Origin of the sequence: Mesorhizobium sp. NZP2298, from assembly GCF_013170825.1 — a bacterium.
Classification (GTDB): domain Bacteria; phylum Pseudomonadota; class Alphaproteobacteria; order Rhizobiales; family Rhizobiaceae; genus Mesorhizobium.
This window is the reverse complement of sequence record NZ_CP033365.1, coordinates 988,728-1,015,123: the sequence shown is the minus strand read 5'-3', so window position 1 is coordinate 1,015,123 and position 26,396 is coordinate 988,728. Positions and strand designations below refer to the sequence as shown.

Sequence of the window (26,396 nt, the reverse complement as noted above, 5' to 3'; positions counted from 1 at the left end):
GAAAGGCACCCGGCTCTGGCCCGCTTTCGCACGTCACATGCGTCGAGGCATGGATCCCAGGGTCTCCGCGACGCCGCTGCGCGGCTGCTTCGCCCCGGGATGACGAAGCGACTGGCGGCTCTGCACCTCCTACGAAGGCCCACCCAGCCGCGGCGGCGCCAGCACATCTTCCGCCGAAAGCGTCCGCGCCTCGGAGGGCAGCATGATCGGAATGCCGTCGCGCACTGGATAGGCGAGCTTGGCGACCCGCGAGACCAACTCGCCGCGCTCCGGATCCCAGGCCAGCGGCCCCTTGGTCAGCGGGCAGGCCAGGAGCTCCAGCAACTTGGGGTCGACATTGAAATTCTTTCCGTCACGCCCATCCGCCGCCACCGTGTCGCCTCCTGACCAACTATCGGAACATGCGTTGAGATTCAGGTCAGGCCGAGTCGAAAATGGCCGGCATCACCTGAATATCGGCACATCTTACTGTAGACTCGAGCCAAAATCCTCATTCTCGCGCGCCAGCGCCATTTCGGTGATGGCGATCAGCGTTTCGGCGCGCGTCTTCAAATCCGCCGCTTCGAGCAGCGCCTGCTTCTCGGCCGGACCATAGGGCGCCATCATCGACAGCGCGTTGACCAGCATGGCATTTTCGGCGCGGCTGACGCTTTCCCAGTCGGCTTCGAGGTCATTTGCCTGCAGATAGGCGCGAAATGCCTTCAGCAGCGCCGGCCGATCGATCTCGTTCGCCGCCGGATCGTCATCGAGATCGGCGAGGAACGGCGCGGGTTTAGCCTGGCGAAACGGCGTCTTGACCGTCAGCTCATGGGCGATGCGGAAGCGGCACACGCCTTGCAGCGAAATCAGGTAACGGCCGTCGCCGGTTTCGGAAAAAGCGATGATGCGGCCGGCGCAGCCGACATTGCAGAGCTCCGGCTCGCCATCGTCGCGCAGCGCGCCGTCGAGACGGGGCTGGATGACGCCGATCAGCCGCGAGCCGGCGACCGCCTCGTCCACCATTTGCAGGTAGCGCGGCTCGAAGATGTTGAGCGGCATACGGCCGCCCGGCAGCAGAAGCGCCCCCTCGAGCGGAAAGATCGGGATCGTCGACGGCAGATCCTTGGCGAGCCGGTAATGCGCGTTTCCCGCTTGCACCTCATTCCTCCGATCGACTTCTTCGGCCTCCCGCCACAGGAACATCGGCCTGCCGAAGTCAGCTACCTAATCTGGCGCGGCCACCGCCGACGCCAAGCCCATGCGACGATTGAGCCGCCGGCTCAGGAAAACAGCAGCGCCGACAATTTGCGCCGCGCCGCCAGCGTCGCCTCGTCGGTCATGCCCCAGGCCTCGAAGAATTGCAGCAATTGCGTCCTGGCGCCATCCTCGTTCCAGGCGCGGTCGGCCTTGATGATGGCGAGCAGATTGTCCGCCGCCGCCGTGCGTTCGCCCTTGGCGTTCTGGATCATGGCCAGATCGAAACGGGCCTGATGATCCCTGGGATTTTCCGCCAGGCGCCGCTCGAACTCGGCGGGATTGCCGAGCGTCGCCGCTTGCGCGGCAAGCGCCATCTTGGCACGCAGCGCGGCAAGCGCCGGCGCATCCTTCTTGGCGTCCGGCGCTGTTGCCAGCAACGCCTCGGCGCCTTCCGTGTCGCCGGCCTCGAACAGCAGGTCACCCAGCCCGGCGATCGCCTCGACCGTCTCCGGCGCCTGCGCCAGGATGGCGTCAAAAATGTCGGCGGCGGTCTGCATGTCGCCGGCGTCGCGGGCTTCCGTCGCTGCCGCCAGCGCCTCGGCCACGGCCGGGGCGCCATTGCCCTTGCCGCCGACCTTGGTGATGAATTCGGCGATCTGGCTCTCCGGGATCGCGCCCATGAAGCCGTCGACCGGCTGGCCATCCTTGAAGGCGATGACCGCCGGAATGGACTGGATGCCGAGCTGGCCGGCGATCGAGGGGTGGTCGTCGATGTTCATCTTGACCAGCTTGACCTTGCCGCCGGCGGCCCTGACCGCCTTTTCAAGCTGCGGCGTCAGCTGCTTGCAAGGCCCGCACCATGGCGCCCAGAAATCGACCAGCACGGGCTGGCGGCGCGATTCCTGGATGACGTCGGCGGCGAAGGCGGCGGTCGTCGTGTCCTTGATGACGTCGCCCGTGACAGGGGCTGCGCCCGGCGCGTCGCCAAGCGCGACCTTTGCTGGCGCGGGTGCCGTTCCGCCATATTGTACTGATGTGGCATACTGGCCGCCATTGCTGCCGAATGACCCGCCAAACGGATTGTTGTCGCTCATCTCGTCACCCTTTCGGTCGCGCCGCCGGCCCGCGGGTCGGCGCAATGTCTTCATTGGAAGTCGGTTTCGTCATCCATGTGGCGATCATGCCGAGACTTTCAAGATAGCAGCATCATGCCCGGTTGCCTCGACGAATCTGATGAGATCGGCCGCCGCGATCGATGTCGTCGCCTCATTGGTCAGCGGATGCGCATTGATGACGGCATGATCCATCAAATCCTTGTCGAGCACCAGCTTCACCTTGTTTGCCGTGTCGTTGATGACGCCAAAGACGGTGACCGCGCCCGGCGAAACGCCCAGAAGCTCCATCAGCATCTCCGGTTTGCCGAAGGAGACACGGCTGGCGGCGCCGATCAGCTGGTGGATCTGCTTCAGGTCGACGACGGCGTCCTCGCCGACGGTAACCAGGAAGAAATTGTCCTTCTTGTCCTTCAGGAACAGGTTCTTGGTGTGCCCGCCGGCGATTTCGCCGCGCAGCGCCTGCGAATCGGCCACCGTATAGAGCGGCGGATGGCGTTTCGTCGAAACGGCGATGCCCAGTTCGGCAAGAAAGGCAAAAAGCTCGGCTTCGGTCTTCGGCATTGGTTTCTTCTTTGTCCGTTTTCTGCCTCGCCGTTTACGGCCAATGAGGCGTCAGACACAAGACCATCGCGCGATGGCACAATGAAATCCGCGCATCGCGGCGGTTTGCCGGCATCACTCGAGAGGTTGTAAAAAGGCTGCGATTTCCCTGTTGCAATCGCCGCGCTCTTCAGCCATATAGGCCCGGCTTGCGGCCAAGACGCCGTGTGAGCGGGTGTAGCTCAGGGGTAGAGCACAACCTTGCCAAGGTTGGGGTCGAGCGTTCGAATCGCTTCACCCGCTCCAATTTCCTCCAGGGAAATCAAGCATCGAAAAGCCGCGGTCCGCCGCGGCTTTTTCGCATTTTGGGCCAGTGCAGGCTGGGGTGCCTTTGGCCGAAGCGCCTATCACACCCGCTCAGAAGTCACATAAGGTTACAGCGGGGAACGCTTCCCGCTCGGGCTCGTTAGCCTTCCATCAACCCAACGATGGAGGAAACCATGCAGGATATTTCCGGTAAGCGCGTCGCTATCCTGGCGACCAACGGGTTCGAACAATCTGAACTCGAAGTCCCGCTGAAAAAATTGCGAGAAGCGGGCGCTGAGGTCTATGTCGTGTCGCTTGCAGGCGGCAAGATCAAAGGCTGGGACCACAAGGATTGGGGCCGCGAGGTCCCGGTGGACAAGACTTTGGATGAGGCGCGGGCAGACGACTACGATGCGATCGTTCTGCCCGGCGGCGTTATTAACCCTGATTTGCTGCGGGTCGAGCAGAAGGCACTGGACTTCATCAAAGCATTCTGGTCCGCCAAGAAGGTCGTCGGCGCGATCTGTCATGCGCCTTGGCTCCTGGTGGAAACCGGGATTGTCAAAGGCCGCAGAGTCACATCATACAAGTCGATCAAGACCGACGTCGTCAATGCTGGCGGCCTTTGGGAAGACAGCAAGGTCGTCACCGACCAGGGGCTGGTCACCAGCCGCAATCCCGGCGATCTCGACGCTTTCTGCGACAAACTCGCCGAGGAAATCAGCGAAGGGCGGCACGACAGAAGGGCGGCAGCCTAGCCCGCCTTTGTATCCGAACCGGATTCACTGAAGGTCGTCCCGGTCGGCGCGACCTTTCGGACAAGCCGGCCCTAGCTGGGTACCCTCAGCCGTTCTTCGCCCTCACCCCGCCTTGCGCAGCGATGCCTGGTGCACCAGCGAGGTCCAGCTGTTGGTCGAGGCGAGGTGGCAGTAGAGCAGGGTGAGCGCGCCCGATTTCCTCAGGTCGAGGAAGGCCTCGTCGCTCAATTTGTTGAAGGCGTCCTCGTCGATCACCTGGAAGTCGGTAAGGTTGAGGGTTTCGCCGCCTTCCAGCGTCACCTTGCTCTGGCGCGGCGCGAACAGGCGATGCGCGTCGATCCTCTCGACCATTTCGCGGGTGGCCCTGAAGTCGATCTGGAACTGATTGCAGAAGGCCAGCGCCTCCCTCGTCGCTTCGGTCGGCTCGGCGCCGTTGAAGAAGGGGGCTATCTTGTCGTCACGAAGGGGCGACGAGAGGACCTTGTCGACGACCCGCTCGCTTGCCCTGTCCACGCACAGCGTCAGCCGGCCCGCCGTGGTCGGGTCCTCGGCCAGGATGAAGGGATAGCGGCGGACATAGGCGGGGACGTAATGCGGTGCGGTCCACCGGCCGTCTGTGTCGACGAACAGGTTCTCGCCCTGGCGCACGCCGGTGATGATCACCGGCGCCTTGGCCGGGCCGATGAAGACGATCGGATAGGAGCGCATCGCCGCCGGCATTTCCGAAGCCACCACCGGAATGGCATGCACCGCGCGCGCGAAGGAAAAGTCGCTGCGCGCGGCCAGGCCCAGCGAGCCGTGCCGCGCCGGGTTGAGCGCCTCGGGCCTGGAATAGAACAGCGGCATGGCATCGTTTCCAGCCTTCGTGTTCGCCGCCTTGTCCGCCATGGTCCATCCCTTTCTCATGCCAGCCGGCTTCTTCGCGTTGGACCCCGAAGACCTTGCCCGGGCAAGAATCCGGCGCGGCAGCAAGCTACTACAGCGTCCATTGGCATGGAATCGGTCACCCGGTCACCATCCCGGCGTCGCTGGCGGGCTTCACCGCGGCCATCGCCAAGATGGAGCCGATCAAATAACGATTTCGTCGGCATTGCCGCCCGGTCGGTATTTGCCCCTTGATCGTCGCTGCCGGCAATGCTCCGTTGCCGCTTCGGACATCGGGAGAAGACATGACCGGCTTTGTCGACCGCCAGCGCGCCGCGTATTTGATGGAACGCGCCGGTATCGGGGCGCTGGTGCTCTCCGCGCCCGAGGCCTTCCATTATGCGACCGGTGCGGGGATCGGGCCGGCCGGCCTGTTCCGGCGCGCCGGCAGCGGCTTCGTTATCATCCCGGCCCGGCAGGATCTGCCGATCGGTGTCGTCGTCGCGGACTTCAACGCCGCGCAGCTGCGGCTCGCCGCGCCTGAAGCGATTGTGCGTTCGCACCCGATCTGGATCGAAACCGCGCCACTGGAGACAGGCACTCGCGGTCTTCTGGCAGAACGCATCGAGGCCGGCCTCGCCTCGCTTGGCCGCGTGCCGGATTTCTCGCGGCCCGCCACCTTCGATCTCGCCGGCTCGGTGCACCAGCTGCAGGCCCTGCTGGACGACTTCGGGCTGGCGCGTGCGACGCTCGGCGTCGACCTTGACTTTATTCCGGCCGCCGATTTCGCGGCCATCCAGGCGCTGCTTCCGCACTGCCTGATTGTCGACGGTTCACCGGTCCTGGACAGGCTGCGGGCCGTCAAGGCGCAGCGCGAGATCGATCTGCTGCAGCAAGGCATCATCCTGTCGGAAGCCGGGCTGGAGCGTCTGCAGGTGGACGCGATGGCCGGCATGCGCCAGGCCGATCTCGTGGCGCTTTACCGGAAAGGCGTCGCCGAGGCGTCGGCAGGGCTGTCGTATCCGGTCGCCACCGCCGAATATGTGACACTGGGTGCCCGGGCCAAGGGCGCCGATGCCAGGGCCGTGGCCGGCGACCCGCTGAAATGCGACATGGTTTGCACGGTCGGCGGCTACGCCTCCGACATGTCGCGCAATTTCATCTTCGGGCCGCCTTCCACCGACCAGGCCGAACTGCATGCGATCGCCGAGCGCGCTTTCGAGGACGGCCTGGCGGCGCTGATCCCCGGAAACATGCTCGCTTATGTGCACCGCGTCACCACCGAAAGCCTGGCGCGGCAAGGCCTGCGCTCCTACCGCCGCGGCCATTTCGGCCACAGCGTCGGGCAATCGGTGTTTTCGGAGCAATGGCCGTTCATCGCGGCCGAGAGCGATGTCGTCATCGAAGCCGGCATGGTGCTGGCCTTCGAGATCCCGCTCTACATAGACGGCCTCGCCAGCTTCAATCTCGAAGACCAGTTCCTGATCACGCCGGATGGACCCAAGCCGATGAACAGGCTGCCGAGGCGGCTGGAGGGGATTGGTTAAATGGAGCAATCTTTGCTTGCGTATGTCGGCACCGAAGCTGCTGCGCGCTTTTGGACAACGCGCCATAGGATGTGTTGAGATTCAGGTCAGGCCGCGCCGAAAGCGGTGGTTCCCGAGAACCGGAGCGGAGCGTACTTAAAGTACGTGAGCACCGGAAGCGCAGGGAACCATCGCTTGCAGGCCGGCATCACCTGAATATCAGCGCATCCTAACCGCTCACCGGCGGCCGCCGATCCTTCCACGGCATCTCCTGCTCCAACTGCGCCGACGCCGCCAGCACCGTCGCCTCGTCGCCATAGCGACCGATCAGCTGCACGCCGATCGGCACGCCGCCTTTCGACCATCCGAGCGGCAGCGAGATCGCCGGTTGGCCGGAAATGTTGAAGGGGAAGGCAAACACGGAATCCGCCCATTTGGCATTGTAGCGGTCGATGTCGGTTTCCGACATGTCGTAATAGCCGAACGGACGCGGCAGCTGGGTCAGTGTCGGCGTGATGAAAAGGTCGTAGCCGTTGAGATCGCCGACGATGTCGCGGCCGACCTGCCTGAGCTGCTCGACATCGGAAATGTGCCTGACACCGCTCGTCGCGCGGCCGCGCTCGATGATAGCCCAGGTCACCGCTTCGACGTCGCCTGGGGTCACCGGCCTGCCGATCACCGTTTCGAGATAATCGAAGGTCGCCGCCGTCTGCACGCAGGTCATGTTGGTGTAGGTCGCCCAGACGGCATTGGCGTCGAGCGGCATGTCATGCGCCTCGACATCGTGTCCCAGCCGCTCGAGCGTTGCCACGGTTGCCATCACCGCCGCCTTCACCTCCGGATCGATGGCGGTGCCGTTGGGCGGCGTAACGGAGAAGCCGATGCGCAACCTCTTCGGCGCCCGCGCGGACAGGCTGAGCCAGGAGCTATCCGGCACCGGTGGCGTATAGGGATCGCCCGGCAGCGCGCCGGACACCGCGTCGAGATAGGCCGCCGTGTCGCGCACCGTGCGCGAGCAGCAGAGAAAATAGGCGCCGCCATACCAATAGTCGCCGAACGGCGCGAGGCTGACGCGGCCGCGCGACGGTTTCAGGCCGACAATGCCGCAGCAGGAGGCCGGAATGCGGATCGAGCCGGCGCCGTCGCTGGCTTCGGCGATCGGCACCATGCGCGACGCAATGGCCGCCGCCGCGCCGCCGCTCGAGCCGCCGGGCGTGATGCCTTCCTTCCACGGGTTCTTCGTCACCCCGTAGAGTTTCGGTTCCGTCGTGATCGACCAGCCGTTTTCAGGTGCGTTCGACTTGCCGACCAGCACCAGCCCCGCCGCCTTCATCCGGCGGACCACTTCGGTGTCGAAATCGGCGACGACATCTTTCAGATAGAAGGAAGAATTCGTGTTAGGCGCACCCGTCCAGGACGAGGCCAGCTCCTTGAGCAGGAACGGCACGCCGGCAAAGGGCGCCGATCTGTCGACCGTCCCGGCCTGCGCGCGCGCCATGTCATAGAGGCGATGGATGACCGCGTTCAACGCCGGGTTGAGCCGCTCGATCAGCGTGATCGCCGCCTCGACCAATTCGGCCGGCGAAACCTCGCCGCCGCGCACCAGCCTGGCCAGGTCGAGCGCATCGGACTCGGCGTAGGTTTCCAGCAGACTGTCGGTGAACATGTCTCTCTCCCAATTTCCATGTCTCGACACCGCGCCTGAACATGCGCGAGCTGTCCCTGCCAGCCAATTGCAAATGTAACCGCCGCCCCTCATCCGCCCGCCGGTACCTTCTCCCCCATAGGGACGGGGAGAAGGATGAAACTCCTGCGGCGCCGGCGCCTCCTCCAGCACCAGCGGCCGGATTGTCTCAGGCCAGCTCGACGGTCCGGCCGAGTTCGATGCTCTGTTCGGCGGCGAGCACGATGCGCAGGCTGTTGACCGCCGCGTCCATCTGCTCGGTCAGATCGAGATCCTCGCGAATGGCGCGCAGGAGGAAGGCCTGCTCGCGGTCGCACAGCTCCTGGTGGCCGGGCTCGTCCTCCATGCTGACGATCTCGTCGGGTTTCTTGAAATTCTTGTCGCCGTCGACGGCGGCATAATGGATCTTCAGCGCATCGGTCTTGGTGTGCCGGTCGATGTCGGCCGAATTGGAAACCTCGGCGTCCGAGGCGGTGCTTGCGGCTTGGCCGGCGACGATCGACACCGCACCCTTGGGGCCGACAACATCCTTCACGAAATAGGCCGTCTCGCTCATCATCGGGCCCCAGCCGGCCTCGTACCAGCCGACCGAGCCGTCATCGAAGGTGACGTGCAGATGGCCGTAATTCTGCTTGTCGGCCTCTGCCCAGAGCTTGGCGCCGATGCCGTGCACACGTACGGGCTTGGCGCCGGTCAGCTGGCACATGACGTCGACATAGTGCACGCCGCAATCGACGATCGGGATCAGCGAATCGATCAGGTTCTTGTGCCAGTGCCAGGCGCTGCCGCTGCTCTGCTGGTTGAGGTTGAGACGCATCACCAGCGGCTTGCCGAGCGTCTTGCCGACCTCGATGAACTTGATCCAAGAGGGGTGGACGCGCAGGATATAGCCGAGCACCAGCTTGCGGTTCTTGGCCCGTGCCGCCGCAACGACCTTTTCGGCATCCTCGATATTGGTGGCGAGCGGCTTTTCCATGAACACATGGCAATTGGCCGCGATCGCCTTCAGCGCATATTCGGCGTGGGTGTTCGGCCAGCTGTTGATCGAAACTGCGTCCGGCTTTGTCTCCTTCAGCGCCAGGTCGAAATCCTCGTAGAGCGGATAGCCGGCTAATTCCGCCGGGATCTTCGTGTTGCTCTTGATCGAGCGGCTCATGATGCCGACGATCTGAAAACCCTCGGAGCGGTGATAGGCACTGGCATGCGACGCACCCATATTGCCCAGGCCCACCACCAGCACTTTTACCTTGTCGGCCACATCAGCCTCCCATGTTTTCTTCAATGAAGTGCGGGCGGCAACACTGTCGCCGCCCGGTTCTGCTGTCGGCAGTCCTTACTTGACCGCTGAATCGAACAGATGCGCCTTGATCTTCTCGACATCGAGCGCGGCAAAGCCTTCCGACAGCTTGACGCCGTCGGCATCGGCCTTGACCTTGGCCTTGTCGAAGTCGTTGGCCGCCGGGATCAGGTCGTTGGTGCAGACATCCTCGGCCTTCACCGGGTTGGTGATCTGGCCGATCTTGTGGATCTCGTCGAAGAAGCCCTGCCAGCTCGCCATGTCGTGCGAGCCCCAGCCGCCGCGCTTGTCCATGTCGCCACGGAAGACGTTGATCTGCTGCAGGATCGACGTGGTGCCGAGCTCCGGCCCGAGATTCTTGGCCAGCGTCGGGAACTGCTCGAACACCGCCTCGACCGCCGCGCGCGGGTTCTGGTAGCCGAATTCGAGACCCATCGCCCAGCCGCGCAGGTACTTTTCCAGGAACGCCTTCTTGTCGGCATCCTCGAGATCGGCGCTGCGCACGACGAAGGTGTTGGCCGGCAGCTTGGAATGCTCGACGCCGAGCCAGTATTCGAAGTCGAGGCCCTTGGCGATCCATTCGGCGCGCAGCCCCTCCCATGAAAGGGCCGCGTCACCCTGGCCGCCGGCAAGTGCGGTACCCCAGGTCGGCCAGCCGGCCTCGACATATTTGACCTTCTTAATGTCGACGCCTTGCGCGGCCAGCAGCGGATCGGTGATCGACTGCCAGGCGGCGGAGCCAAGCAGGATGGTCTTGCCCTCGAGCTTCTTCAGGTCGTTCGATCCCTCGCCCTTGCGGAAGGCGATGCTGAACGTGTCGCGCGCGCCCATATGGAACACCGACTTCAGCTTCATGCCGTTCTGGATGGCGAAGGAGAACACGCCGGGCGAGGGGAAGCCCATATCGGCCTGGCCGACATCGACGAACTTCACCGTCGCCGTGCCGTCCGACGGTCCCGGCTGCATGTCGGTGTCGAGCCCGTCGAAATAGCCGGCTTTCTTCGCCGCCCAGTAGGGATAGTCGTCGAGCACCTCGAGCGTGCCGCGCGGCGAGATCCAGGTGAACTTGCCGTAGGCCTCGGCCCTGGCCTTGAGGCCGGTGGCGCCGAGCGCCGTTGCCGTCACCAGGCCGGCGCCGGTGACCTGCAGGAAATAGCGGCGGGAGATCCCCGCCTGGCGGATCGAATTGTCTTTGGTCATCGCTTTCCCCTTTTTGTTTGACGTCAGTTTCTTGCCGCCCGCCTCCCGGGCGCCGTCAGTACCCTCTGCCCTATGCCTCCCAGCTCGCCCATTTCTTGCCGATGAGGAAGAACAGCACGTAGATCAGGATGCCGAGCGTCGACAGGATCAGCACCACGGCGAAGAACTGCGGCATCTGGATCATCGACGAGTAGGTGGTCAGCCGGTTGCCGAGGCCGAAGCCGCCGCCGACCATCTCGGCGCCGACGGCGGTGAGCAGGCCGAAGATGGCGCCGATCATCAGCCCGACCAGGATCATCGGCAGCGCCATCGGCGCGCGGATCTTCCAGAAAATCTGCAAGGTGCTGGCGCCGTAGGAGCGGGCGAGCGCGATCTTGGCGCTGTCGACACGGCGGAAGCCCGTGGCGGCGTTGATCATCACCATCGGCCCGGCGGCCAGCGCCACCGCGATGATGCGCGGCGTGTAGCCGAAGCCGAAGCGCAGGATGAGCAGCGGCACCAGCGCCAGCATCGGCGTGGTGACCAGCAGCAGTATGTATGGCGCGACGATCTTTTCCGCGAAAGGGAACTGGGTGATGACGGCGGCCAGCACCAGGCCGACGACGGCGCCGATCGCAAAGCCGGACAAGAGCTCGACCAGCGTGTAGCCGAGATGCGGCGCGATCAGTGGGAACTCGTCGAACAGCGCGTAGGCGATCGAGCTTGGCGGCGGCATGATGTAGAGCGGCACGTGGAACAGCCGCAGCGCCAGTTCGATGCCACCGATGATGATCACCGCAACGGCGATGATGGCCGCCACTTCCTTGCCCGACTTGATGCCGGGCCCGCTGGCGAAGGCCGAGAGGTTGGTCAGGCTGACATCCTTGCCGTCGCCCGGCTTGGATTTCGAGAATTCGGGGATCGCGTCGCTCACGGCCTGATCCTCACGATCTCGGCGCTGGCGCGCGGCTGTTCCGGTGCCTTCGGCTTGGCGCGCTCGCCGACAATGTCCATCTTGATCCGGTTGGTGAGGTCGAAGACTTCCTTGGTCGCCATGATCTCGAGCGAGCGCGGCCGCGCGAACGGCACGCGATACTCCTTCGCGACCCGGCCCGGCCGGGCGCTGAGCACCACCACACGGTCGGAGAGGAAGATCGCTTCCTCGATGCTGTGGGTTATGAAGACGATGGTGGTCTTGGTGTCGAGCCAGATCTCCTCGACCAGCCGGTTCATCTCCTCGCGGGTAAAGCTGTCGAGGGCGCCGAACGGCTCGTCCATCAACAGCACCGACGGCTTCAGCGCCAGTGCCCGCACGATCGCCGCGCGCTGCTGCATCCCGCCCGAAAGCTCGCGCGGGAACTTGCCGCCAAAGCCGTCCAGGCCGACCCGGTTCAGGAGATGCGCGATCCAGGCGCGGTCCGGTTTCTCGCCCTTGATCTCGAAGGGGAAGCGGATGTTGGCGTCGAGATTGCGCCACGGCAGCAGGTTCGCCTCCTGGAAGACGATGCCGATATCGGGATGCGGGCCGGTGATCGCCTTGCCGTCGAGCCGGATCTCGCCGCTGGTCAGGCCGTGCAGGCCCGACATCGACCACAAAAGCGTGGTCTTGCCGCAACCGGACGGGCCGACGATCGAGACGATTTCATTGGCTCGGACGTCCAGGCTGCAGCGGTCCAGCGCCTGCAGGTCGCCGGATGCCGTGTGATAGATCTTGGTCGCTGCCTGCACGCCAAGTTTCGGCGTTGTTGTCTCGCCCGCGTTCATCCGCCCCTCGGAGATTGCGCGATGATCCAGTGGTCATCGGACTGCCAAAAATCAGTTTGTAACTATCCTACTTTGCTGTCAAGCGTTCGCGGTGATACCTGTAACACCAAAACTCCTATCCATATTCAGTGCATTGTTTTAAAACGATTTTCTTCGGCTTGAAATGCGTGTTGCTTTCCTACATACTCGGCGAAATGGATGCGAACATGCCCTTGCGGCACGCAACGGTTGCAGCGTGACCGGGCGCATGGAACGACAGCGTGCAAACATGATAAGAGGTCAGGTCGAAAAGGGCAGGGAAGACCGACTTCATGACCGAAGCTGACCACAGGGAAGACAGCGCCTTGAGCACCGATCCGGAGGAGCGCGAGCCTGTCCGGCGTATTCCCGACATCATCTCGCTGGTCAAGGATTCCTATGCCGAGTTGCGCCCGGCCGAACGCCGCGTCGCCGATGTCGTGCTTGACGATGTCAAATACGCCGTCGACGCTTCCAATGCGGCGATTGCCGAACGCGCGGGAGTGAGCGAACCGACGGTGACCCGCTTCTGCCGCGCCATCGGCTGCGAGGGCGTGCGCGATTTCAAGCTGAAGCTGGCGCAGAGCCTCGTCGTCGGCGCGCTCTACCTGGCCAAGTCTCCGACCGTCAGCAACGACAATGGCATGCCGTTCTGGAACGCCGTCTTCGGCGAGGCGCGCCGGGCGCTGCAGGAGGCCGAACGGCAGCTCGATCCGGGTGAGTTGCAAAAGGCCGCCGAGCTGATCGCCAAGGCGCGGCAGGTCACGGTCTTCGGCCTTGGCGGCAGTTCCTCCGCGCTGGCGCAGGAAACCCAGTACCGGCTGTTTCGCTACGGCATCACGGTCAGCGCCCAGTGCGACCCCTATCTGATGCGGATGACCGCCTCGACGTTGAAGCCAGGCGACCTGGTGATCGCCATTTCGGCGACCGGGCGCACGCGCGAGGTGATCGAGGCCGTCGAACTCGCCAAGCATTACCGCGCGAACGCGATCGCCGTGACAGCGCCCGACACCGATCTGGCCCGCGCCTGCGATGTCAGGCTCACGGTGGCGGTGCCCGAATATCCCGACACGCTGAAGCCGACGGCCTCGCGCTTCGCCTTCCTGGCGGCGATCGACCTGCTGGCGGTGGCCTCGGCCTACAAGCTCGACGGGTCGGCACGCGAGACGGTGCGCCGCATCAAGTACAACGCCCAGATCCACCGCACCGGCAAGGAGATGGAGCCGCTCGGGGATTAGTTCATTGCAGGAAGAGGGGAAGACATGCTCGAAATAGCACCGACGAAACAGGCAGCCGCATGGCTCGAATCCCTGGCGCAGGCGCTCGCAGCCGGCGACGTGGCAGCGGCGGCCAACCTGTTCGTCGACGATTGCTACTGGCGCGATCTTCTGACCTTCACCTGGAACGTCACGACCATGGAAGGCCGCGAGGCCATTGCCGACATGCTCGAGGCAACCCTGGCGACGACAAAACCCACCGCATGGCGGATCACCGGCGAAGCGACTTCGGACGAAGGCACGATCGAAGCCTGGTTCACATTCGAGACCGCGGTGGCTTCAGGCCAAGGTATCATGCGCCTGCGCGACGGCCGCTGCCGGACATTGTTCACGGCGATGACCGACCTCAAGGGATTCGAAGAACGCAAGGGCGCTGAGCGGCCGCTCGGCGTGCGCCACAAGGCAGACCCCGAGCGCGAGACCTGGTCGGAGGCGAGAGCGCGCGAGACGCGCGAGCTCGGCGCCTCCGAGCAACCCTATTGCCTGGTCATCGGCGGCGGCCAGGGCGGCATCATGCTGGGCGCGCGGTTGAGGCAGCTCGGCGTGCCCACCATCGTCATCGAGAAGAACGCTCGGCCCGGCGATTCCTGGCGCAATCGCTACCGCACACTCGTGCTGCACGATCCGGTCTGGTACGACCATCTGCCCTATATTCCGTTCCCGGAAAACTGGCCTGTCTTCACGCCCAAGGACAAGATGGGCGACTGGCTGGAAATGTACACGCGCGTCATGGAGCTCAATTACTGGGTCGCCACGAAATGCCTCAGCGCTTCCTATGACGAGGCCGAGAAGGAGTGGACCGTGGTCGTCGACCGTGTCGGCCGGCAGATCACGCTGAAGCCGAAACACATCGTCTTCGCCACCGGCGCCTATGGCCCGCCACGAAAGATCGACCTGGCCGGCGCCAGTGAGTTCAAGGGCGAGTTGCTGCATTCCAGCCAGTATGCCAGCGGCGACAAATTCCGCGGCAGACGTGTTGCAGTCATCGGCGCGGCAAGTTCGGCACATGACGTCTGCGTCGACCTCTGGGAAAGCGGCGCCGACGTCACGATGATCCAGCGCTCGCCGACCACAGTGGTCAAGTCGGACACGCTGATGGAGGTCGGTTTCGAGATCTTTTCGGAGAAAGCGCTGGCGCGCGGCGTCACCACCGAAAAGGCCGACATGATCGTCGCCTCGACGCCATTTGCCCTGGTGCCGAAGGGCCAGCGCGCACTCTACGATGTCATCCGGGCGCGCGACGCCGCCTTCTATGACCGCTTGCGCGCCTCGGGCTTCGCCATCGATTTCGGCGACGACGAGACCGGCCTGTTGATGAAGGCCTACCGCACCGGTTCGGGCTATTACATCGATGTCGGTGCCTCGGACCTGATCATCGACGGCAAGATCGGCATCCGCAGCGGTGTCGCCATCAAGTCGCTGACCAAAAACGGCATCCTGTTCGAGGACGGCACCGAACTCGAGGCCGACGCCATCATCGCCTGCACCGGCTACCAGTCGATGAACGAGAATGTCGCCGCGCTCGTCTCGCGCGAGGTCGCCGACAAGGTCGGGCCCTGCTGGGGCCTTGGCTCGGGCGTCAAGGGCGACCCCGGCCCTTGGCAGGGCGAGCTGCGCAACATGTGGAAGCCGACGGCGCAGGAAGCGCTGTGGTTCCACGGCGGCAACCTGGCGCTGTCGCGTTTTTACTCCAAATACGTGGCGCTGCAGATCAAGGCGCGCATGGAGGGGATCGCGACGCCGGTTTACGGGAAGCCGAGCAATTCCGGGCAGTGAAGCTGCCCGACTCCCCCTGTTGAGGGAGGAGCGATCACTGACCAAACGGGAGCGGCAGATCCGCAACGACGCTGCAAGGCGCGACGGACGACGTCAGTCTGTTGAGACCGTAGGCGACACGGGCACGCGCGGTCGCTCGCGATAATCCTTCCAGTTCGCCGATCGCTCGGGCAGCCGCCGGCGATGTCTTAAATGTGAACGGCCGCGCCCTACTCGCTGAGTCCCTGTCCCCTAGAATCTGATGGACGAATTCTGTTCATCGGTTTCAGGCAGGGATGGAGATATGCTCACGCTTACGATCAACGGGCAGTCACGCGATGTCGATGTGCCGGAGGACATGCCGCTTCTGTGGGTTCTGCGCGACCATCTCAACCTGGTCGGCACCAAATATGGCTGCGGTATCGCCCAATGCGGCGTCTGCACGGTGCATGTGGCCGGCAAGCCAGTGCGGTCCTGCCAACTGACCGTTGGCGATGTCGGCACCCGCGCCGTCGTCACCATCGAAGGGATTGGCGGCACGCCCACCGGCGCCAAGGTCCAGCAAGCCTGGATCGAAGCCGCGGTGCCGCAATGCGGCTATTGCCAGGCCGGCCAGATCATGTCGGCCACGGCGCTTCTCAACGACAATCCCCAACCCGACGACGCCGACATCGATGCGGCCATGGCAGGCAATCTCTGCCGTTGCGGGACCTATATCCGCATCCGTCGCGCCATCAAGAACGCCGCCGCAAAATCGGCCTGACCATGAAGAAGATCATCGGCATTCTCGTCGCGGTCATGTCGTCGTCGCGCTTGGTTTCACGGGCTGGCTTTATCTTGGCCGGGATCCGATGTCGTTTGCCGCCGGCTCGACAGTGGCGCTGGCCGATTACCATGGCGCCGATGTCACCGGCGTTCCGGCTGCGCTTGCCAGCGCCGATCTGGTCAAGCGCGGCGAATACCTCATCCATGCGGCCGACTGCCAGGCCTGCCATACCGCTCCGGGCGGCGCGCCCTTCGCCGGCGGCTTCGCCTTCAACATGCCGTTCGGCACGATCTATTCGACCAACATCACACCGGACAAGCAAACCGGCATCGGCAACTATACCGACGCCCAGTTCCTGGCGGCCGTGCACAAGGGCATTCGCGCGGACGGCGCGAAACTCTATCCCGCCATGCCCTACGCTTCCTACAGCCAGATGACGGATGCCGACGCGCTGGCGATCAAGGCGTATCTGTTCACGCTGGCGCCGGTGAATGCGCCGCCGAAACAGAACCACTTGTCCTGGCCGTTCAACCAGCGCGGCCTGGTGGCGGTCTGGAACATCATGTTCAATCCCGACGAACGCTTCCACCCCAACACCGGCCAGAGCCCGCAATGGAACCGGGGCGCGTATCTTGCCGAGGCGATGGGCCATTGCGGCGAGTGCCATACACCGCGCAACCTCGCCTATGGGCTCGACAATCACCGCAAATTCGCGGGCGCCCTCACAGCCGGCTGGCGCGCTTACAACATCACCGGTGACAACGTTTCCGGCCTCGGCGACTGGGGCGACGAGGATCTCACGTCTTATCTGTCCACCGGTCACGCCAATGGTCATGGCGGTGCCGCCGGCCCGATGGGTGAAGCCGCCGACGACAGTCTGAGCTATCTCGTGCCGGACGACACCCGTGCCCTGGTGACCTATCTGCGCAGCATTCCCAGCCATGCGAGCGACCTGCCGCGCACCATCACGACGGCGGCGCCCGCATCGTACAAGGAGGGCGTGGCCGCGGTCGCCAATTCGCATGGCGAAAAGATCTTCGCCGGCGCCTGCGCCTCCTGCCACGACTGGACCGGCGTCAGCCCGGTCACCGGCTTTGCCACGTTGACCGGCGTGCGCGCGGTGAACGATCCCAGCGCCACCAATGTGGCGCAGACGGTCATCAACGGCGTCAACCGCAAGACCGCTGACGGCACGATCTTCATGCCGGCCTTCGGCGAGGGCTATTCCGACGACGACATCGCGGCCGTGGCGAATTACGTCACCGCCCGGTTCGGCGCCAAAGGCGCGAACCTGACAGGCAAGGATGTGAGCGCTCTGCGACAGCAGGCGGCACAGCAATCCAGTGAGGCCCCCCATGGTTGACACCCAGTCCAACTTTGCCCAGTCCGATGCCTATCTCTCGGCGCTGATACGCGGGGTCCGCTCGGCACCACCGGCCAGCGCGCCGATGACCATGGGCCGGCGCACCTTCTTCAAATTGGCAGGCGCTGGCGCCGCGGGGCTGGTGCTGGGCTTCCATCTTGGCGGCGCGGCGTTCGCGGCCGAAACGGCGAACGTCGATACGCCTGACGGCAACGACCAGGCGATGAATGCCTTCATCCGCATCGCTCCCGACAACACGATCACCATCTATTCGAAATGCCCGGAGATCGGCCAGGGCATCAAGACGTCCTTCGGCGTGATCATCGCCGACGAGCTCGACGCCGACTGGAACCATGTCGTCATGGAGCAGGCGGATATCAATCCCAAGGTCTATGGCAGCCAAGGGGCGGGCGGTTCGACCTCCATCCCGCATGCCTGGGACCAGTTGCGCCAGGCCGGTGCCGGCGCCAGGGCGATGCTGGTCGCGGCCGCCGCGGGGCAGTGGGCGGTGGATCCCTCGCAGATCACCGCCAGGGATTCGGTCTTGACCCATGTCGCCAGCGGTCGCTCCGCAACCTATGGGTCGCTTGCCGCGGCGGCGGCGAAGATGCCGGTGCCCGATCCCAGGAGCTTGAAGCTGAAGAGCCGCGCGGACTATCGCCTGATCGGCAAGCGCTATCGCGGCGTCGACGATCCCAAGGTGGTCAGCGGCAAGCCGCTGTTCGGCATCGATGTCCAGCTTCCCGGCATGGTCTACGCCACCTACACCAAATGTCCGGCGGCGGGCGGCAAGGTCAGATCCTTCAATGTCGACGAGATCAAGGGTGAGCGCGGCGTGCTCGACGCCTTCGCCGTGGACGGTACGGGCATGATGGTCGAAGTGATGCCGGGCGTGGCCATCATCGCCAGGGATACCTGGAGCGCCTTCCAGGCCAGGAACAGGCTTCAGGTGGATTGGGACCTGACCGACGCGTCGAGCGATTCCACATCGCAATTCTCGGCCCAGGCCCGGAGGCTGGCGGCCGATTTCCCGCAAAAGTCCGATGACGATGTCGGTGACGTCGACAAGTCCTTCGCCAATGCCGCCAAGACGGTGGAAGCCTATTACGAATATCCCTTCGCCGCCCATGTGCCGCTGGAGCCGATGAACACCACGGCGCACTGGCACGACGGCATCATGGAAATGTGGGTGCCCACCCAGCAGCCCGATCGCGGCCTGCCGTTGATTGCAAAGGTGGCGGGCATTGCGCCGGATAAAGTGGTGATGCACCAGACCCGGGTCGGCGGCGGTTTCGGGCGGCGGCTGGTCAATGACTATGCCTGCGAGGCCGCGGCCATCGCCAGGAAGGTCAGTGCTCCGGTCAAGCTGCAATGGACCCGGGAAGACGACTTCGCCCACGACTTCTACCGGCCCGCCGGCTACCACCAGTTCAAGGGCGCGATCGACAATGGCGGCCGTCTCGACGCCTGGCGGGAGCATTTCATCACCTTCACCGCCGACGGCAAGAAAGAAGCTTCCGGCGCCAACCTCACCGACAATCTGAGATATTCCATCAAGGCACCCAATCTGCGCCGCGCCAAGACCATGTTGCCGTTGAGGATCCCTACCGGCGCCTGGCGCGCGCCGGGCGACAATGCCCAGGTCTTCGCCGCGCAGAGCTTCATGCATGAACTGTCGCTGGCTTCCGGCCGCGACCATGTCGAGTTCCTGATCGATGCGGTGAGCCGCGACGTGCCCGAACTGGTGGCCAAGGACAAGAGCGTCAACTTCAGCCCCAGGCGGGCGATCGACGTCATCAAGATGTGCGCCGACAAGGCAGGTTGGGGCAAGACGCTGCCGAAAGGCGGCGGCCTGGGCCTCGCCTGGTGTTATTCCCACGCCGGCCATGTCGCGCAGGCGGTCGAGCTGAGTGTCGACTCCGGCAAGCGGATCAGGATCGCGCGCATCGTGGTGGTGCTCGATGTCGGCCCCATCATCGACATGGCAGGCTCCGAAGCCCAGGCGCAGGGCGCGTCCACCGATGCGCTCTCGACCGCCATGGGCCTCAAGATCAACATCGAGAATGGCCGGATCGAGGAGCGGAACTACAATGCCTATCCGATCCTGCGCATGCCTTTCGCGCCGATGACGATCGATCCGTATTTCATCCAGTCGGACAATCCGCCGACCGGCATGGGCGAACCCGCCTTCCCGGCCCTGGCGCCAGCACTCGGCAACGCCATCTTCGCCGCCACCGGCGAGCGGGTACGCCGGCTGCCGTTGCGCGATCTGGGCTACTCGCTGGCGGCCTGATCCACGGCGCCGCTGGACCAGCCGGAGCCGAAATCGCTTGCGAGGCACTCAGAACGGAGGATCTCCGCTATAATACCTGGCAACTCGGGGGAGGAGGCTGATGGGGCTGCTGAGAGGACTTCGCATAAAATTGGGATTGAAGAAGGACCCGTTGCCGCCGCTGCCCGGCGTCGAGATCGGTCGCCATACCTACGGTCTCAGCAAGAGATCGTTCTTCGTTCCGCACGAAAACGTGCCGGTGCGAATAGGATCGTTCTGTTCGATTGGCCCGGATGTTCTCTTTATCTGCGCGGCCGAGCACCGCGTCGACACCGCGACCACCTTTCCGATCCAGTTTGTCAAAGGAAAGATCCGCAATGCGCCCGGCACAGGGGGCAAGGGGCCGATCACGGTCGGCCACGATGTCTGGATTGGTGCTCGCTCGATCATTCTTGCCGGCGTCGCCATCGGCAATGGCGCGATCATCGGCGCCGGCAGCATCGTCACCCGCGACGTCCCGCCCTATGCCGTCGCGTTCGGCAACCCGGCCCGTGTCATCCGCTACCGGTTCCAGCCCGAAATCATCGAGCGCCTGCAGGCCCTGGAGTGGTGGAACTGGAGCGATGATCTGATCGGCGAACGCGTGGAGCTTTTGACGGCGACTGATGTCGACCGGTTCCTGAGCATGGTGGAGCCCGCGTAGCCACGCCGGCGCTCAGGCTCGCACAATCTCACTCGTGCCGATGCCCGAAATGCCGGGCGGCGACCTCGACATGCGTGTGGTTGGCATGCGGCTCGAAATGCTCGGTTTCGCTGACATCGTTCGCCGCCTCGTTCGGCCACCAGGTGCCGCCGATGACGATGCCTTCCGAGACCAGCCTCTGATCGGCGACCAGCGAAGCGCCGACCGCGTCGACGAAGGTGAAGCGGCCCGGCCGCTGGCGAAGGACAGTGACGTCGCCGACGGTGCCGACCGCCAACGTGCCGAGATCCGGCCGTGCGATCGCCTGCGCCGGTCCTTGCGTCGCGGCCCGCAAGACCTCGACCAGCGGCATGCCGAGCGCCAGGAGTTTCGACATGCAGACCAGTATGTCGAAGGCCGGCCCGTCGACGCAGTAAAGGTGCACGTCGCTCGAAATGACATCGGGCGCCAGCCCCTCGGCGAGCATGGCGCGGGCGACCTCGAAGTCGAACGAACCCATGCCGTGGCCGAGATCGAAGATGACACCGCGCTCACGCGCCAGCCGCATGTCGGGCCGCACGGCGCCGGAGGCGAAGACCGGCGCGTTGGGGAACGGCCGGAAGCAATGGGTGAGGATATCGCCCCGTCGCAGGCGCGGCAGCACTTCCGAGCGGCCGGGCGGCGGCTCGTCTATATGCGCCATCAGGGGCAGGCCTGCCTTGTCGGCGGCCTCCAGGGCGAGATCGACAGGCGCGATGCCGCTGGTGCCGCCGGCATGCTTGCCGGAGCGGACTTTCACGCCGACGACCACGTCGGCGTGCTCGCGCGCGGCGGCAACCACCTCGCGCGGTTCGCAGAGCCTGAGATCGCTGCACTCGCCGACCGACACCGTCTGCGAGAAACCGAAGATGCCGGCAAAGGAAATGTTGACATAGGCCAGGATGCGCACCCTGGAGCGCTCCATGACATGGCGGCGGAAGCCGAGGAAATTGCCGGCGCCCGCACTGCCGGCATCGATGAAGGTGGTGGTGCCGCTCTTGGCCGCCAGCCGGTCGGCATCGACGCCAAGCGAGGTGCCGCCCCAATAGACGTGGCTGTGCAGGTCGACGAGGCCGGGCGTGACGATGCAGCCGGTCGCGTCGACGACCTGCGCGGCGCGATCCGCCGGGATGTCGGTGTCGATCGTGGCGACCCGGCCATTGGCGATGGCGAGATCGCACTGGGCGTCGAGCCCGGACGCCGGATCGATCAGCCGGCCACCCTTCAGCAAGAGGTCGAATTGCATGGGGAGACCCTCCGCTTCGTGGCGTCTTTTATCAGACCGGCCGGTAGGCGACCGCCTCGACTTCTATCTTGATGTCGATCATCAGCCGCGATTCCACCGTGGTGCGCGCCGGCGGATTCTTCGGGAAGTGCCTGGCATAGACCGCGTTGAAGGCGCCGAAATCGCGCGCGTCTTCCAGCCACACGGTGGTCTTCACCACGTCGTCCAGGGTGCAGCCGGCCAATGCCAGCGCTGCCTTCACATTGGCAAGCACCTGCTCGGTCTGCTCGGTAATGCCGCCCTTGACCACGATGCCGTCGCTGCCGACCGGGACCTGGCCGGAGACATAGACGAAGTCGCCGGCACGCACGGCGGGCGACAGCGGCACATGGGATGTTCCAAAAGTCTGCTTGGGCAAGGGACGACCTCCTCTGATCACACGGGCAGGGCACCAGGCCCGCTTCGGCGCAGATTTACCGCGATCGGGCCGGTCCCGATAGGGCCCTTGTTGGAAAGCAACATTCTTCGAAATCCGTGTTGCTTTATTACAAGAGCGCTTGCATCGTGCGCGCTTGCCGGACGGCCTTCACGCCGGGACGGAAAGGTGCCTATGCGAGACCGGAGAAACCGAGAATGACTTTCGACAAGAACCCGTTCCCACCAGGTGACGCCGACCGCCACGCGCTGTGGGAAATGCTGGTGCGGCGCGACATCGACGCCTTCATCGGCCAGGACTGGTCCATGGTCGAGGATGATTTCGTCGCCGAGAGCTTCTTCGGCATGCATGCCCATTTCCTTGCCAACGCCGATGCCTGGCGGCTGCAGTTCCCGAGGCTGGAAATCTATCGCGACGAGTGGCTGCGCCAGGCCAGGGAGACGGCCGCGACCAAATTCGCCGAGCCGCTGCGCGAGGCGCTGTTTCGCGTCACCAATCTGCGCGACATCGATGTCGACGGCGACCGCGCCGTGCTGCACAAGAAATTCGATGGTTCCGTTGCCAAGGCGGATGGCACCGTCGACCGGCTGAAATGGCAGACGCTGTACTTCTGCCGGAAGGTCGGCGGGACCTGGAAGATCGCCGGCTTTGTCGGTTACATGCCTTATCCGCTGGGAGCCTAGACCCGGGGCGGATAGCCGAACTCTATCGCCCAACCAGCACAGCGGCGCGGTAGGCCGGATTACCGTACCAAGCCATCCGGTCAAGCTCCGCCGCAATGACCGGAAGGTCGACAACGTCCATCTTCTGTTCGAGCCGGTCAGGCTCGATCCAAGGATCGTTGAGGAAGTAGACGCCATCGCCACGACCATGGACGAGCACCCAGTGCGGGCAGGTGTAGCCCATCATCGGCGCCTGATCGATCAGCACCAGCGCCAACAAGCCGCGATCGAGCGCCTGACCGATCTCCTCGATGGCAAAGGCGCGCGTCTCGACCGGCAATGACGCGGCTTCGACGTCGCGTTTGAAACCGGCCTGCACGAAGCGCATCAGCCCGCGCCTCTCCTCCGAGGCGGCTCGGTCGAGGAAGATCGGCTCGGCGCTGCTCATGAACACCTCGACCCGCAACCCGCGCCGGTGTGCCGCAAGCGCCAGGCCATAGGGGTCGCAGCCGCCCGGGCCGCTCGGGCCGATGATGGTGGTGGCCTCGCGCCACAGCTCGACCTCCAGCGAACGATCCGGCAGCAAGGCCGGGTCGAGGCCAGCCATGGCCATGGCGAGCGCCGACGGTCCGCAGGTGAAGCCCGCCGTCTGCGGCCAGGACGGCGGTATCCGCTCCGGCCGGCGCGTCGGCCCGACGCCGATCCAGCGTTGCAGGAACCCGTCCCGGTGCTCCCATTGGCCGCCGATGGGCGGCGCCATATCCTCGTCGGCGCGCAGGCAGAGCACATCTTGCGCAAGCGCCTCCGTCTCCAGCGCCTCCAGCAGGCACGGGCCGTCGCCCGCGATGAAGCTGGCGGCGGACCAGTACAGGGCAATGCGCATCATCGCCGCCGCCGGCCGCCGCTGGCCGACCATGATCGCCTCCGGGCCGCCTTCCCTGTATCGCGCCACGCCGGTGACACCGGCAATCTCCCGCAAGCCGGCCAGACGATCGCCGATCGCCGCCGGCACCGCCGCCGTAAGGTTCGCCCAGACGGATGCGTCTTCGGCAGTAAAGACTGTCACGCCGGCCCTGCTGGTCGGCAGCGAAGCTGGCATGGGGTCATCTCCGTTTGAAAATCGCAGCGTCATGATTCTAGCGGCAGCAGGCCATCAGGTGGCTGCCGCGCACGTCGCCGACGATCGGCGAGTCCATCAGCGGCTTCAGCGCGGCCTGGAAATAGGGGCCGACCTCGCGGACATGGGCGCAGATCTCCTCGCGCTCCATGATCTCCAGATTCTTCAGGCCGGCGGCGCCGGCGACCGGATGCGAGGAATAGGTGAAGCCGTTGGCGAAGATCCTGCCTTCGGTCGTCTCCGCGATCCGCCGGTAGAGGCGATCGGACACCATCACGGCGCCCAGCGGCACATAGCCCGACGTCAGCCCCTTGGCGCAGGTGATCATGTCGGGCACGATGCCATAGACAGGTTCCGAGGCAAAGATCGCGCCGTTGCGGCCGAAACCGGTGACGACCTCATCCGAGATGTAGAGCACGTCATGGCGCCGGCAGACCTCCAGCGTGCTGCTGTGATGCCCCACGGGCGGCACGACGCCGCCCGAGGCCAGGCTCGGCTCGGCGATGAAGCAGGCGACGTTCTCGGGGCCAAGCTCCACGATCCTGTCTTCGAGCTCCTGCACCTTCTGATCGAGGAAGGCCTCGGCCGACATGCCTTCCGGGCGCCGGTAGGGATTGGGTTGGTCGTTGGCGAGGTCCTGCGGCGGCATCGCACGGCTTCCTGTTTTCCTGGCAACCATTCCTGCGTTTCCGGTTGCGGCCGGCCGATAATCTCGTAGACTGATTGATCAGTCAATGATGATTGTGCCAGTGGACCATCGCATGAGGGGCAGCGCCAACACTCGGAAAGGGGCGATGGACCACCCGCCGCCTCCAGTGATCGCGTGCCCGCACGGCCATCCACCAAGCATTGCTTAGCCGGCCGAAAACCGGATACGAAACCACTCCAGGGAGAACGGCGCCATTGAGCAAGCCCGACAAGAAAAGCCGCGATGCCGAAAAGGTCGCGCGCCGGCGGCAAAGCCTGACCCAGGCGGCGATCACCGTTATCGCGCGAAAAGGCCTGCCGGGCGTGACACTGGCCGATGTCGCGCGAGAGGCCGGCTGCGGCTACGGCCTGGTCTCGTTCCACTTCGAGACCAAGGACCGCCTGCTTCTGGCCGCGCTCGACGCCCTGGTCGAGGAATACCGCGCTGCCTGGCATGCGCGCAGCGACGCCCATGACGATGCCGCTGCCAAGCTCGAGGCGCTGATCGATCTCGACCTCGGTTCCGATGTCACCGATGACAGGCACATCGCGGTGTGGACGGCGTTCTGGGCCGAAACCTCGCGCAACGCCGATTACCGGGCGCGGTTCAGCGAACTCAACAGGGCCTATCTGGCGCGGCTCGAGCCATTGATATCGGCCCTCGCCCAAAAGGAGCCGCCAGCCGCGGACTATCGGCTGGTCGCCGGCGGGCTGAGCGCCATTTTCGACGGGCTGTGGATCGAAAGCCAGATCGGCGACGGGCATGGCGAGGCGGACTGGGCCCGTGCCCGCGCCATCTGCCGGACTTATCTCCGCGCCTTCTTCCCGAAAAGTTTCGGTACCGAAACGAGCCAACGGCCATGACCCTGCGCAAGCTGCTGCCCTCGCCCAATGCGATCTTCATGTTCGAGGCAGCCGCGCGCCATCTCAACTTCACCAGCGCGGCGCGCGAGTTCAACGTCACCCAGTCGGCGATCAGCCGCATGATCGCGCGGCTGGAGAGCCATCTCGACGTCAAGCTGTTCGTACGCGCGCCGACCGGCATCGACCTGACCGACGACGGCCGCCTGCTCTATGGCGCCGTCGGCAGCGGCTTCCAGCAGATCGAGATCGCGCTCGACGATATCAGGGCGCGCCAGGGCGAGGCCGGCACGGTGACGCTGTCGCTGTCGTCCGCCTTCGCCATGCACTGGTTCATGCCGCGCTTCGACCGCTTCCAGGCCAGCTTTCCCGGCATCGACCTGCGTTTCCAGCTGGTGCGCGGCGAGCCGAGCGGCCCGATCGAGGATGTCGATCTCGCCATCCGCTACAACCAGCCGCCCAATGCCGAACAACAGAGCTGGGCGCTGATGGAAGAAGTCGTGCTGCCGGTCTGCAGCCCGGCCTACCTGGCCGAGCACGGCAGTCTCGACGACTGCAGCGATCTCAGCCGGCACACGCTCGCCCATCTCTCCGGCGCGCTGCGCATTCCCTGGCAGCACTACCTCGGGCAGTTCGGCTATCCACAGCCGGTGGGCAGCCGCAGCCTGACCTTCTCCGACTACACGCTGGTCGTCCAGTCGGCGATCAAGGGCCGTGGCATGGCGCTCGGCTGGTGGCATGTCGTGGCCCACGAACTGCTGCAGAAAGGCCTGGTCAAGGGCGGCAAACATGAGTTGCGCACCGGCGACCACTATTACCTGGTGGCAACGGCACGACGCCCGCTGCGCAAGCCGGCCGTGCTGGTGCGAGACTGGCTGCTCAATGAAATGGCCGTGCTGAAACGGGAAATTCTGGCCGGCTGAACCGTCGACGTCCGCACTTGCTCTTACCCCCATGACTGCAGGTCATCGCCTCGTGACTATTCGGAGCGTGCGCGATCGTTTCCCGGTTCTATAGTCGCCATCGG

Annotated in this window: 26 protein-coding genes and 1 tRNA gene; 13 read left to right on the top strand and 14 right to left on the bottom strand. The window is 64.7% G+C overall.

Going from position 1 to position 26,396, the window contains the following annotated elements; translation table 11 throughout:
* Nucleotides 1–129 precede the first annotated feature (129 nt).
* The 4 genes from EB231_RS04825 to EB231_RS04810 all read right to left on the bottom strand — a co-directional run bounded on the left by EB231_RS04825 (nucleotide 130) and on the right by EB231_RS04810 (nucleotide 2,852).
* Entirely contained in the window at nucleotides 130–372 is a 243-nt protein-coding gene (locus EB231_RS04825) for a Trm112 family protein (RefSeq protein WP_172347832.1), read from the bottom strand.
* 93 nt (nucleotides 373–465) lie between these two features.
* Entirely contained in the window at nucleotides 466–1,137 is a 672-nt protein-coding gene (locus EB231_RS04820) for an LON peptidase substrate-binding domain-containing protein (RefSeq protein ID WP_172347831.1), read from the bottom strand.
* Nucleotides 1,138–1,259: 122 nt separating this feature from the next.
* Nucleotides 1,260–2,270 (bottom strand): thioredoxin, encoded by a 1,011-nt coding sequence (gene trxA, locus EB231_RS04815; RefSeq protein ID WP_172347830.1) that lies wholly within the window; start codon nucleotides 2,268–2,270, stop codon nucleotides 1,260–1,262.
* A gap of 84 nt (nucleotides 2,271–2,354) precedes the next feature.
* Nucleotides 2,355–2,852, bottom strand: a complete 498-nt coding sequence (locus EB231_RS04810) for a prolyl-tRNA synthetase associated domain-containing protein (protein ID WP_172347829.1) — start codon at nucleotides 2,850–2,852, stop codon at nucleotides 2,355–2,357.
* A gap of 210 nt (nucleotides 2,853–3,062) precedes the next feature.
* Between EB231_RS04810 and EB231_RS04805 the strand changes: the two genes are divergently transcribed.
* Both EB231_RS04805 and EB231_RS04800 read left to right on the top strand, forming a co-directional pair.
* A tRNA-Gly gene (locus EB231_RS04805) sits at nucleotides 3,063–3,137 on the top strand.
* Nucleotides 3,138–3,331: 194 nt separating this feature from the next.
* Nucleotides 3,332–3,895: a type 1 glutamine amidotransferase domain-containing protein gene (locus tag EB231_RS04800; protein ID WP_172347828.1), complete on the top strand. Its 564-nt coding sequence runs from the start codon at nucleotides 3,332–3,334 to the stop codon at nucleotides 3,893–3,895.
* Nucleotides 3,896–3,997: 102 nt separating this feature from the next.
* On the opposite strand, the gene EB231_RS04795 is transcribed toward EB231_RS04800, so the two are convergent.
* A complete protein-coding gene (locus tag EB231_RS04795) occupies nucleotides 3,998–4,801 on the bottom strand; it encodes a SapC family protein (RefSeq protein ID WP_246740879.1) in 804 nt (267 codons plus the stop codon).
* Nucleotides 4,802–4,836: 35 nt separating this feature from the next.
* On the opposite strand from EB231_RS04795, the gene EB231_RS04790 reads away from it, so the two are divergent.
* Both EB231_RS04790 and EB231_RS04785 read left to right on the top strand, forming a co-directional pair.
* Nucleotides 4,837–4,971: an invasion associated locus B family protein gene (locus EB231_RS04790; RefSeq protein ID WP_246740878.1), complete on the top strand. Its 135-nt coding sequence runs from the start codon at nucleotides 4,837–4,839 to the stop codon at nucleotides 4,969–4,971.
* Between the two features lie 93 nt (nucleotides 4,972–5,064).
* Nucleotides 5,065–6,306 carry a M24 family metallopeptidase gene (locus EB231_RS04785; protein WP_172347826.1) on the top strand — a complete coding sequence of 414 codons (1,242 nt, stop codon included), beginning with the start codon at nucleotides 5,065–5,067 and terminating at the stop codon, nucleotides 6,304–6,306.
* A gap of 208 nt (nucleotides 6,307–6,514) precedes the next feature.
* Here EB231_RS04785 and EB231_RS04780 read toward each other — a convergent pair whose 3' ends face one another.
* The 5 genes from EB231_RS04780 to EB231_RS04760 form a co-directional block, all read right to left on the bottom strand.
* Nucleotides 6,515–7,951 (bottom strand): amidase, encoded by a 1,437-nt coding sequence (locus EB231_RS04780; protein ID WP_172347825.1) that lies wholly within the window; start codon nucleotides 7,949–7,951, stop codon nucleotides 6,515–6,517.
* A 187-nt stretch (nucleotides 7,952–8,138) separates the two neighbouring features.
* Nucleotides 8,139–9,227: a Gfo/Idh/MocA family protein gene (locus EB231_RS04775; protein WP_172347824.1), complete on the bottom strand. Its 1,089-nt coding sequence runs from the start codon at nucleotides 9,225–9,227 to the stop codon at nucleotides 8,139–8,141.
* 75 nt (nucleotides 9,228–9,302) lie between these two features.
* Nucleotides 9,303–10,466 carry an ABC transporter substrate-binding protein gene (locus tag EB231_RS04770; RefSeq protein ID WP_056574356.1) on the bottom strand — a complete coding sequence of 388 codons (1,164 nt, stop codon included), beginning with the start codon at nucleotides 10,464–10,466 and terminating at the stop codon, nucleotides 9,303–9,305.
* 70 nt (nucleotides 10,467–10,536) lie between these two features.
* The gene (locus EB231_RS04765; RefSeq protein ID WP_056574354.1) at nucleotides 10,537–11,379 is read right to left on the bottom strand and encodes an ABC transporter permease; all 843 of its coding nucleotides are present in this window, start codon (nucleotides 11,377–11,379) and stop codon (nucleotides 10,537–10,539) included.
* Complete coding sequence (locus EB231_RS04760; RefSeq protein WP_172347823.1) at nucleotides 11,376–12,209, bottom strand: ABC transporter ATP-binding protein; 834 nt, start codon at nucleotides 12,207–12,209, stop codon at nucleotides 11,376–11,378. Before EB231_RS04760 ends, EB231_RS04765 begins: the two co-directional genes overlap by 4 nt.
* A gap of 311 nt (nucleotides 12,210–12,520) precedes the next feature.
* Between EB231_RS04760 and EB231_RS04755 the strand changes: the two genes are divergently transcribed.
* The 6 genes from EB231_RS04755 (at nucleotide 12,521) to EB231_RS35490 (ending at nucleotide 20,363) form a co-directional block, all read left to right on the top strand.
* A complete protein-coding gene (locus EB231_RS04755; protein ID WP_172347822.1) occupies nucleotides 12,521–13,465 on the top strand; it encodes a MurR/RpiR family transcriptional regulator in 945 nt (314 codons plus the stop codon).
* A 24-nt stretch (nucleotides 13,466–13,489) separates the two neighbouring features.
* Nucleotides 13,490–15,280 carry a flavin-containing monooxygenase gene (locus EB231_RS04750; protein WP_172347821.1) on the top strand — a complete coding sequence of 597 codons (1,791 nt, stop codon included), beginning with the start codon at nucleotides 13,490–13,492 and terminating at the stop codon, nucleotides 15,278–15,280.
* A gap of 283 nt (nucleotides 15,281–15,563) precedes the next feature.
* Nucleotides 15,564–16,022, top strand: a complete 459-nt coding sequence (locus tag EB231_RS04745; protein ID WP_172347820.1) for a (2Fe-2S)-binding protein — start codon at nucleotides 15,564–15,566, stop codon at nucleotides 16,020–16,022.
* 88 nt (nucleotides 16,023–16,110) lie between these two features.
* Nucleotides 16,111–17,388 carry a c-type cytochrome gene (locus EB231_RS04740; RefSeq protein WP_246740877.1) on the top strand — a complete coding sequence of 426 codons (1,278 nt, stop codon included), beginning with the start codon at nucleotides 16,111–16,113 and terminating at the stop codon, nucleotides 17,386–17,388.
* Entirely contained in the window at nucleotides 17,381–19,681 is a 2,301-nt protein-coding gene (locus EB231_RS04735) for a xanthine dehydrogenase family protein molybdopterin-binding subunit (RefSeq protein WP_172347818.1), read from the top strand. The genes EB231_RS04740 and EB231_RS04735 overlap by 8 nt, the downstream gene beginning before the upstream one ends.
* A gap of 100 nt (nucleotides 19,682–19,781) precedes the next feature.
* Nucleotides 19,782–20,363, top strand: coding sequence for a CatB-related O-acetyltransferase (locus EB231_RS35490; protein ID WP_172347817.1), 582 nt, complete (start codon nucleotides 19,782–19,784; stop codon nucleotides 20,361–20,363).
* A gap of 28 nt (nucleotides 20,364–20,391) precedes the next feature.
* Here EB231_RS35490 and EB231_RS04725 read toward each other — a convergent pair whose 3' ends face one another.
* Both EB231_RS04725 and EB231_RS04720 read right to left on the bottom strand, forming a co-directional pair.
* A complete protein-coding gene (locus EB231_RS04725; protein ID WP_172347816.1) occupies nucleotides 20,392–21,627 on the bottom strand; it encodes an amidohydrolase/deacetylase family metallohydrolase in 1,236 nt (411 codons plus the stop codon).
* A gap of 31 nt (nucleotides 21,628–21,658) precedes the next feature.
* On the bottom strand, nucleotides 21,659–22,024 hold the full coding sequence (locus EB231_RS04720) for a RidA family protein (protein WP_027047560.1): 366 nt from the start codon (nucleotides 22,022–22,024) through the stop codon (nucleotides 21,659–21,661).
* Between the two features lie 215 nt (nucleotides 22,025–22,239).
* Here EB231_RS04720 and EB231_RS04715 point away from each other — a divergent pair, with 215 nt between their 5' ends.
* A complete protein-coding gene (locus EB231_RS04715) occupies nucleotides 22,240–22,725 on the top strand; it encodes a hypothetical protein (RefSeq protein WP_172347815.1) in 486 nt (161 codons plus the stop codon).
* 22 nt (nucleotides 22,726–22,747) lie between these two features.
* Here the strand turns inward: EB231_RS04715 and EB231_RS04710 are convergent, their stop codons facing one another.
* Together EB231_RS04710 and EB231_RS04705 are read right to left on the bottom strand one after the other, a co-directional pair.
* Nucleotides 22,748–23,803, bottom strand: coding sequence for a peptidase C39 family protein (locus EB231_RS04710; protein WP_172347814.1), 1,056 nt, complete (start codon nucleotides 23,801–23,803; stop codon nucleotides 22,748–22,750).
* Between the two features lie 37 nt (nucleotides 23,804–23,840).
* On the bottom strand, nucleotides 23,841–24,470 hold the full coding sequence (locus tag EB231_RS04705) for an aminotransferase class III-fold pyridoxal phosphate-dependent enzyme (protein ID WP_206681893.1): 630 nt from the start codon (nucleotides 24,468–24,470) through the stop codon (nucleotides 23,841–23,843).
* A gap of 254 nt (nucleotides 24,471–24,724) precedes the next feature.
* Between EB231_RS04705 and EB231_RS04700 the strand changes: the two genes are divergently transcribed.
* Nucleotides 24,725–25,372: a TetR/AcrR family transcriptional regulator gene (locus EB231_RS04700; RefSeq protein WP_172347812.1), complete on the top strand. Its 648-nt coding sequence runs from the start codon at nucleotides 24,725–24,727 to the stop codon at nucleotides 25,370–25,372.
* Nucleotides 25,369–26,292: a LysR substrate-binding domain-containing protein gene (locus tag EB231_RS04695; protein WP_172347811.1), complete on the top strand. Its 924-nt coding sequence runs from the start codon at nucleotides 25,369–25,371 to the stop codon at nucleotides 26,290–26,292. The genes EB231_RS04700 and EB231_RS04695 overlap by 4 nt, the downstream gene beginning before the upstream one ends.
* The last annotated feature ends 104 nt before the right edge of the window (nucleotides 26,293–26,396 follow it).

What these genes read in the sequence shown, in the direction of transcription:
- trxA (WP_172347830.1), bottom strand. Translation starts at nt 2,270, where the DNA reads ATGAGCGACAACAATCCGTTTGGCGGGTCATTCGGCAGCAATGGCGGC.
- EB231_RS04810 (WP_172347829.1), bottom strand. Translation starts at nt 2,852, where the DNA reads ATGCCGAAGACCGAAGCCGAGCTTTTTGCCTTTCTTGCCGAACTGGGC.
- EB231_RS04800 (WP_172347828.1), top strand. Translation starts at nt 3,332, where the DNA reads ATGCAGGATATTTCCGGTAAGCGCGTCGCTATCCTGGCGACCAACGGG.
- EB231_RS04795 (WP_246740879.1), bottom strand. Translation starts at nt 4,801, where the DNA reads ATGAGAAAGGGATGGACCATGGCGGACAAGGCGGCGAACACGAAGGCT.
- EB231_RS04785 (WP_172347826.1), top strand. Translation starts at nt 5,065, where the DNA reads ATGACCGGCTTTGTCGACCGCCAGCGCGCCGCGTATTTGATGGAACGC.
- EB231_RS04780 (WP_172347825.1), bottom strand. Translation starts at nt 7,951, where the DNA reads ATGTTCACCGACAGTCTGCTGGAAACCTACGCCGAGTCCGATGCGCTC.
- EB231_RS04770 (WP_056574356.1), bottom strand. Translation starts at nt 10,466, where the DNA reads ATGACCAAAGACAATTCGATCCGCCAGGCGGGGATCTCCCGCCGCTAT.
- EB231_RS04760 (WP_172347823.1), bottom strand. Translation starts at nt 12,209, where the DNA reads ATGAACGCGGGCGAGACAACAACGCCGAAACTTGGCGTGCAGGCAGCG.
- EB231_RS04755 (WP_172347822.1), top strand. Translation starts at nt 12,521, where the DNA reads ATGACCGAAGCTGACCACAGGGAAGACAGCGCCTTGAGCACCGATCCG.
- EB231_RS04750 (WP_172347821.1), top strand. Translation starts at nt 13,490, where the DNA reads ATGCTCGAAATAGCACCGACGAAACAGGCAGCCGCATGGCTCGAATCC.
- EB231_RS04745 (WP_172347820.1), top strand. Translation starts at nt 15,564, where the DNA reads ATGCTCACGCTTACGATCAACGGGCAGTCACGCGATGTCGATGTGCCG.
- EB231_RS04740 (WP_246740877.1), top strand. Translation starts at nt 16,111, where the DNA reads ATGTCGTTTGCCGCCGGCTCGACAGTGGCGCTGGCCGATTACCATGGC.
- EB231_RS04735 (WP_172347818.1), top strand. Translation starts at nt 17,381, where the DNA reads ATGGTTGACACCCAGTCCAACTTTGCCCAGTCCGATGCCTATCTCTCG.
- EB231_RS35490 (WP_172347817.1), top strand. Translation starts at nt 19,782, where the DNA reads ATGGGGCTGCTGAGAGGACTTCGCATAAAATTGGGATTGAAGAAGGAC.
- EB231_RS04725 (WP_172347816.1), bottom strand. Translation starts at nt 21,627, where the DNA reads ATGCAATTCGACCTCTTGCTGAAGGGTGGCCGGCTGATCGATCCGGCG.
- EB231_RS04715 (WP_172347815.1), top strand. Translation starts at nt 22,240, where the DNA reads ATGACTTTCGACAAGAACCCGTTCCCACCAGGTGACGCCGACCGCCAC.
- EB231_RS04710 (WP_172347814.1), bottom strand. Translation starts at nt 23,803, where the DNA reads ATGCCAGCTTCGCTGCCGACCAGCAGGGCCGGCGTGACAGTCTTTACT.
- EB231_RS04705 (WP_206681893.1), bottom strand. Translation starts at nt 24,470, where the DNA reads ATGCCGCCGCAGGACCTCGCCAACGACCAACCCAATCCCTACCGGCGC.
- EB231_RS04695 (WP_172347811.1), top strand. Translation starts at nt 25,369, where the DNA reads ATGACCCTGCGCAAGCTGCTGCCCTCGCCCAATGCGATCTTCATGTTC.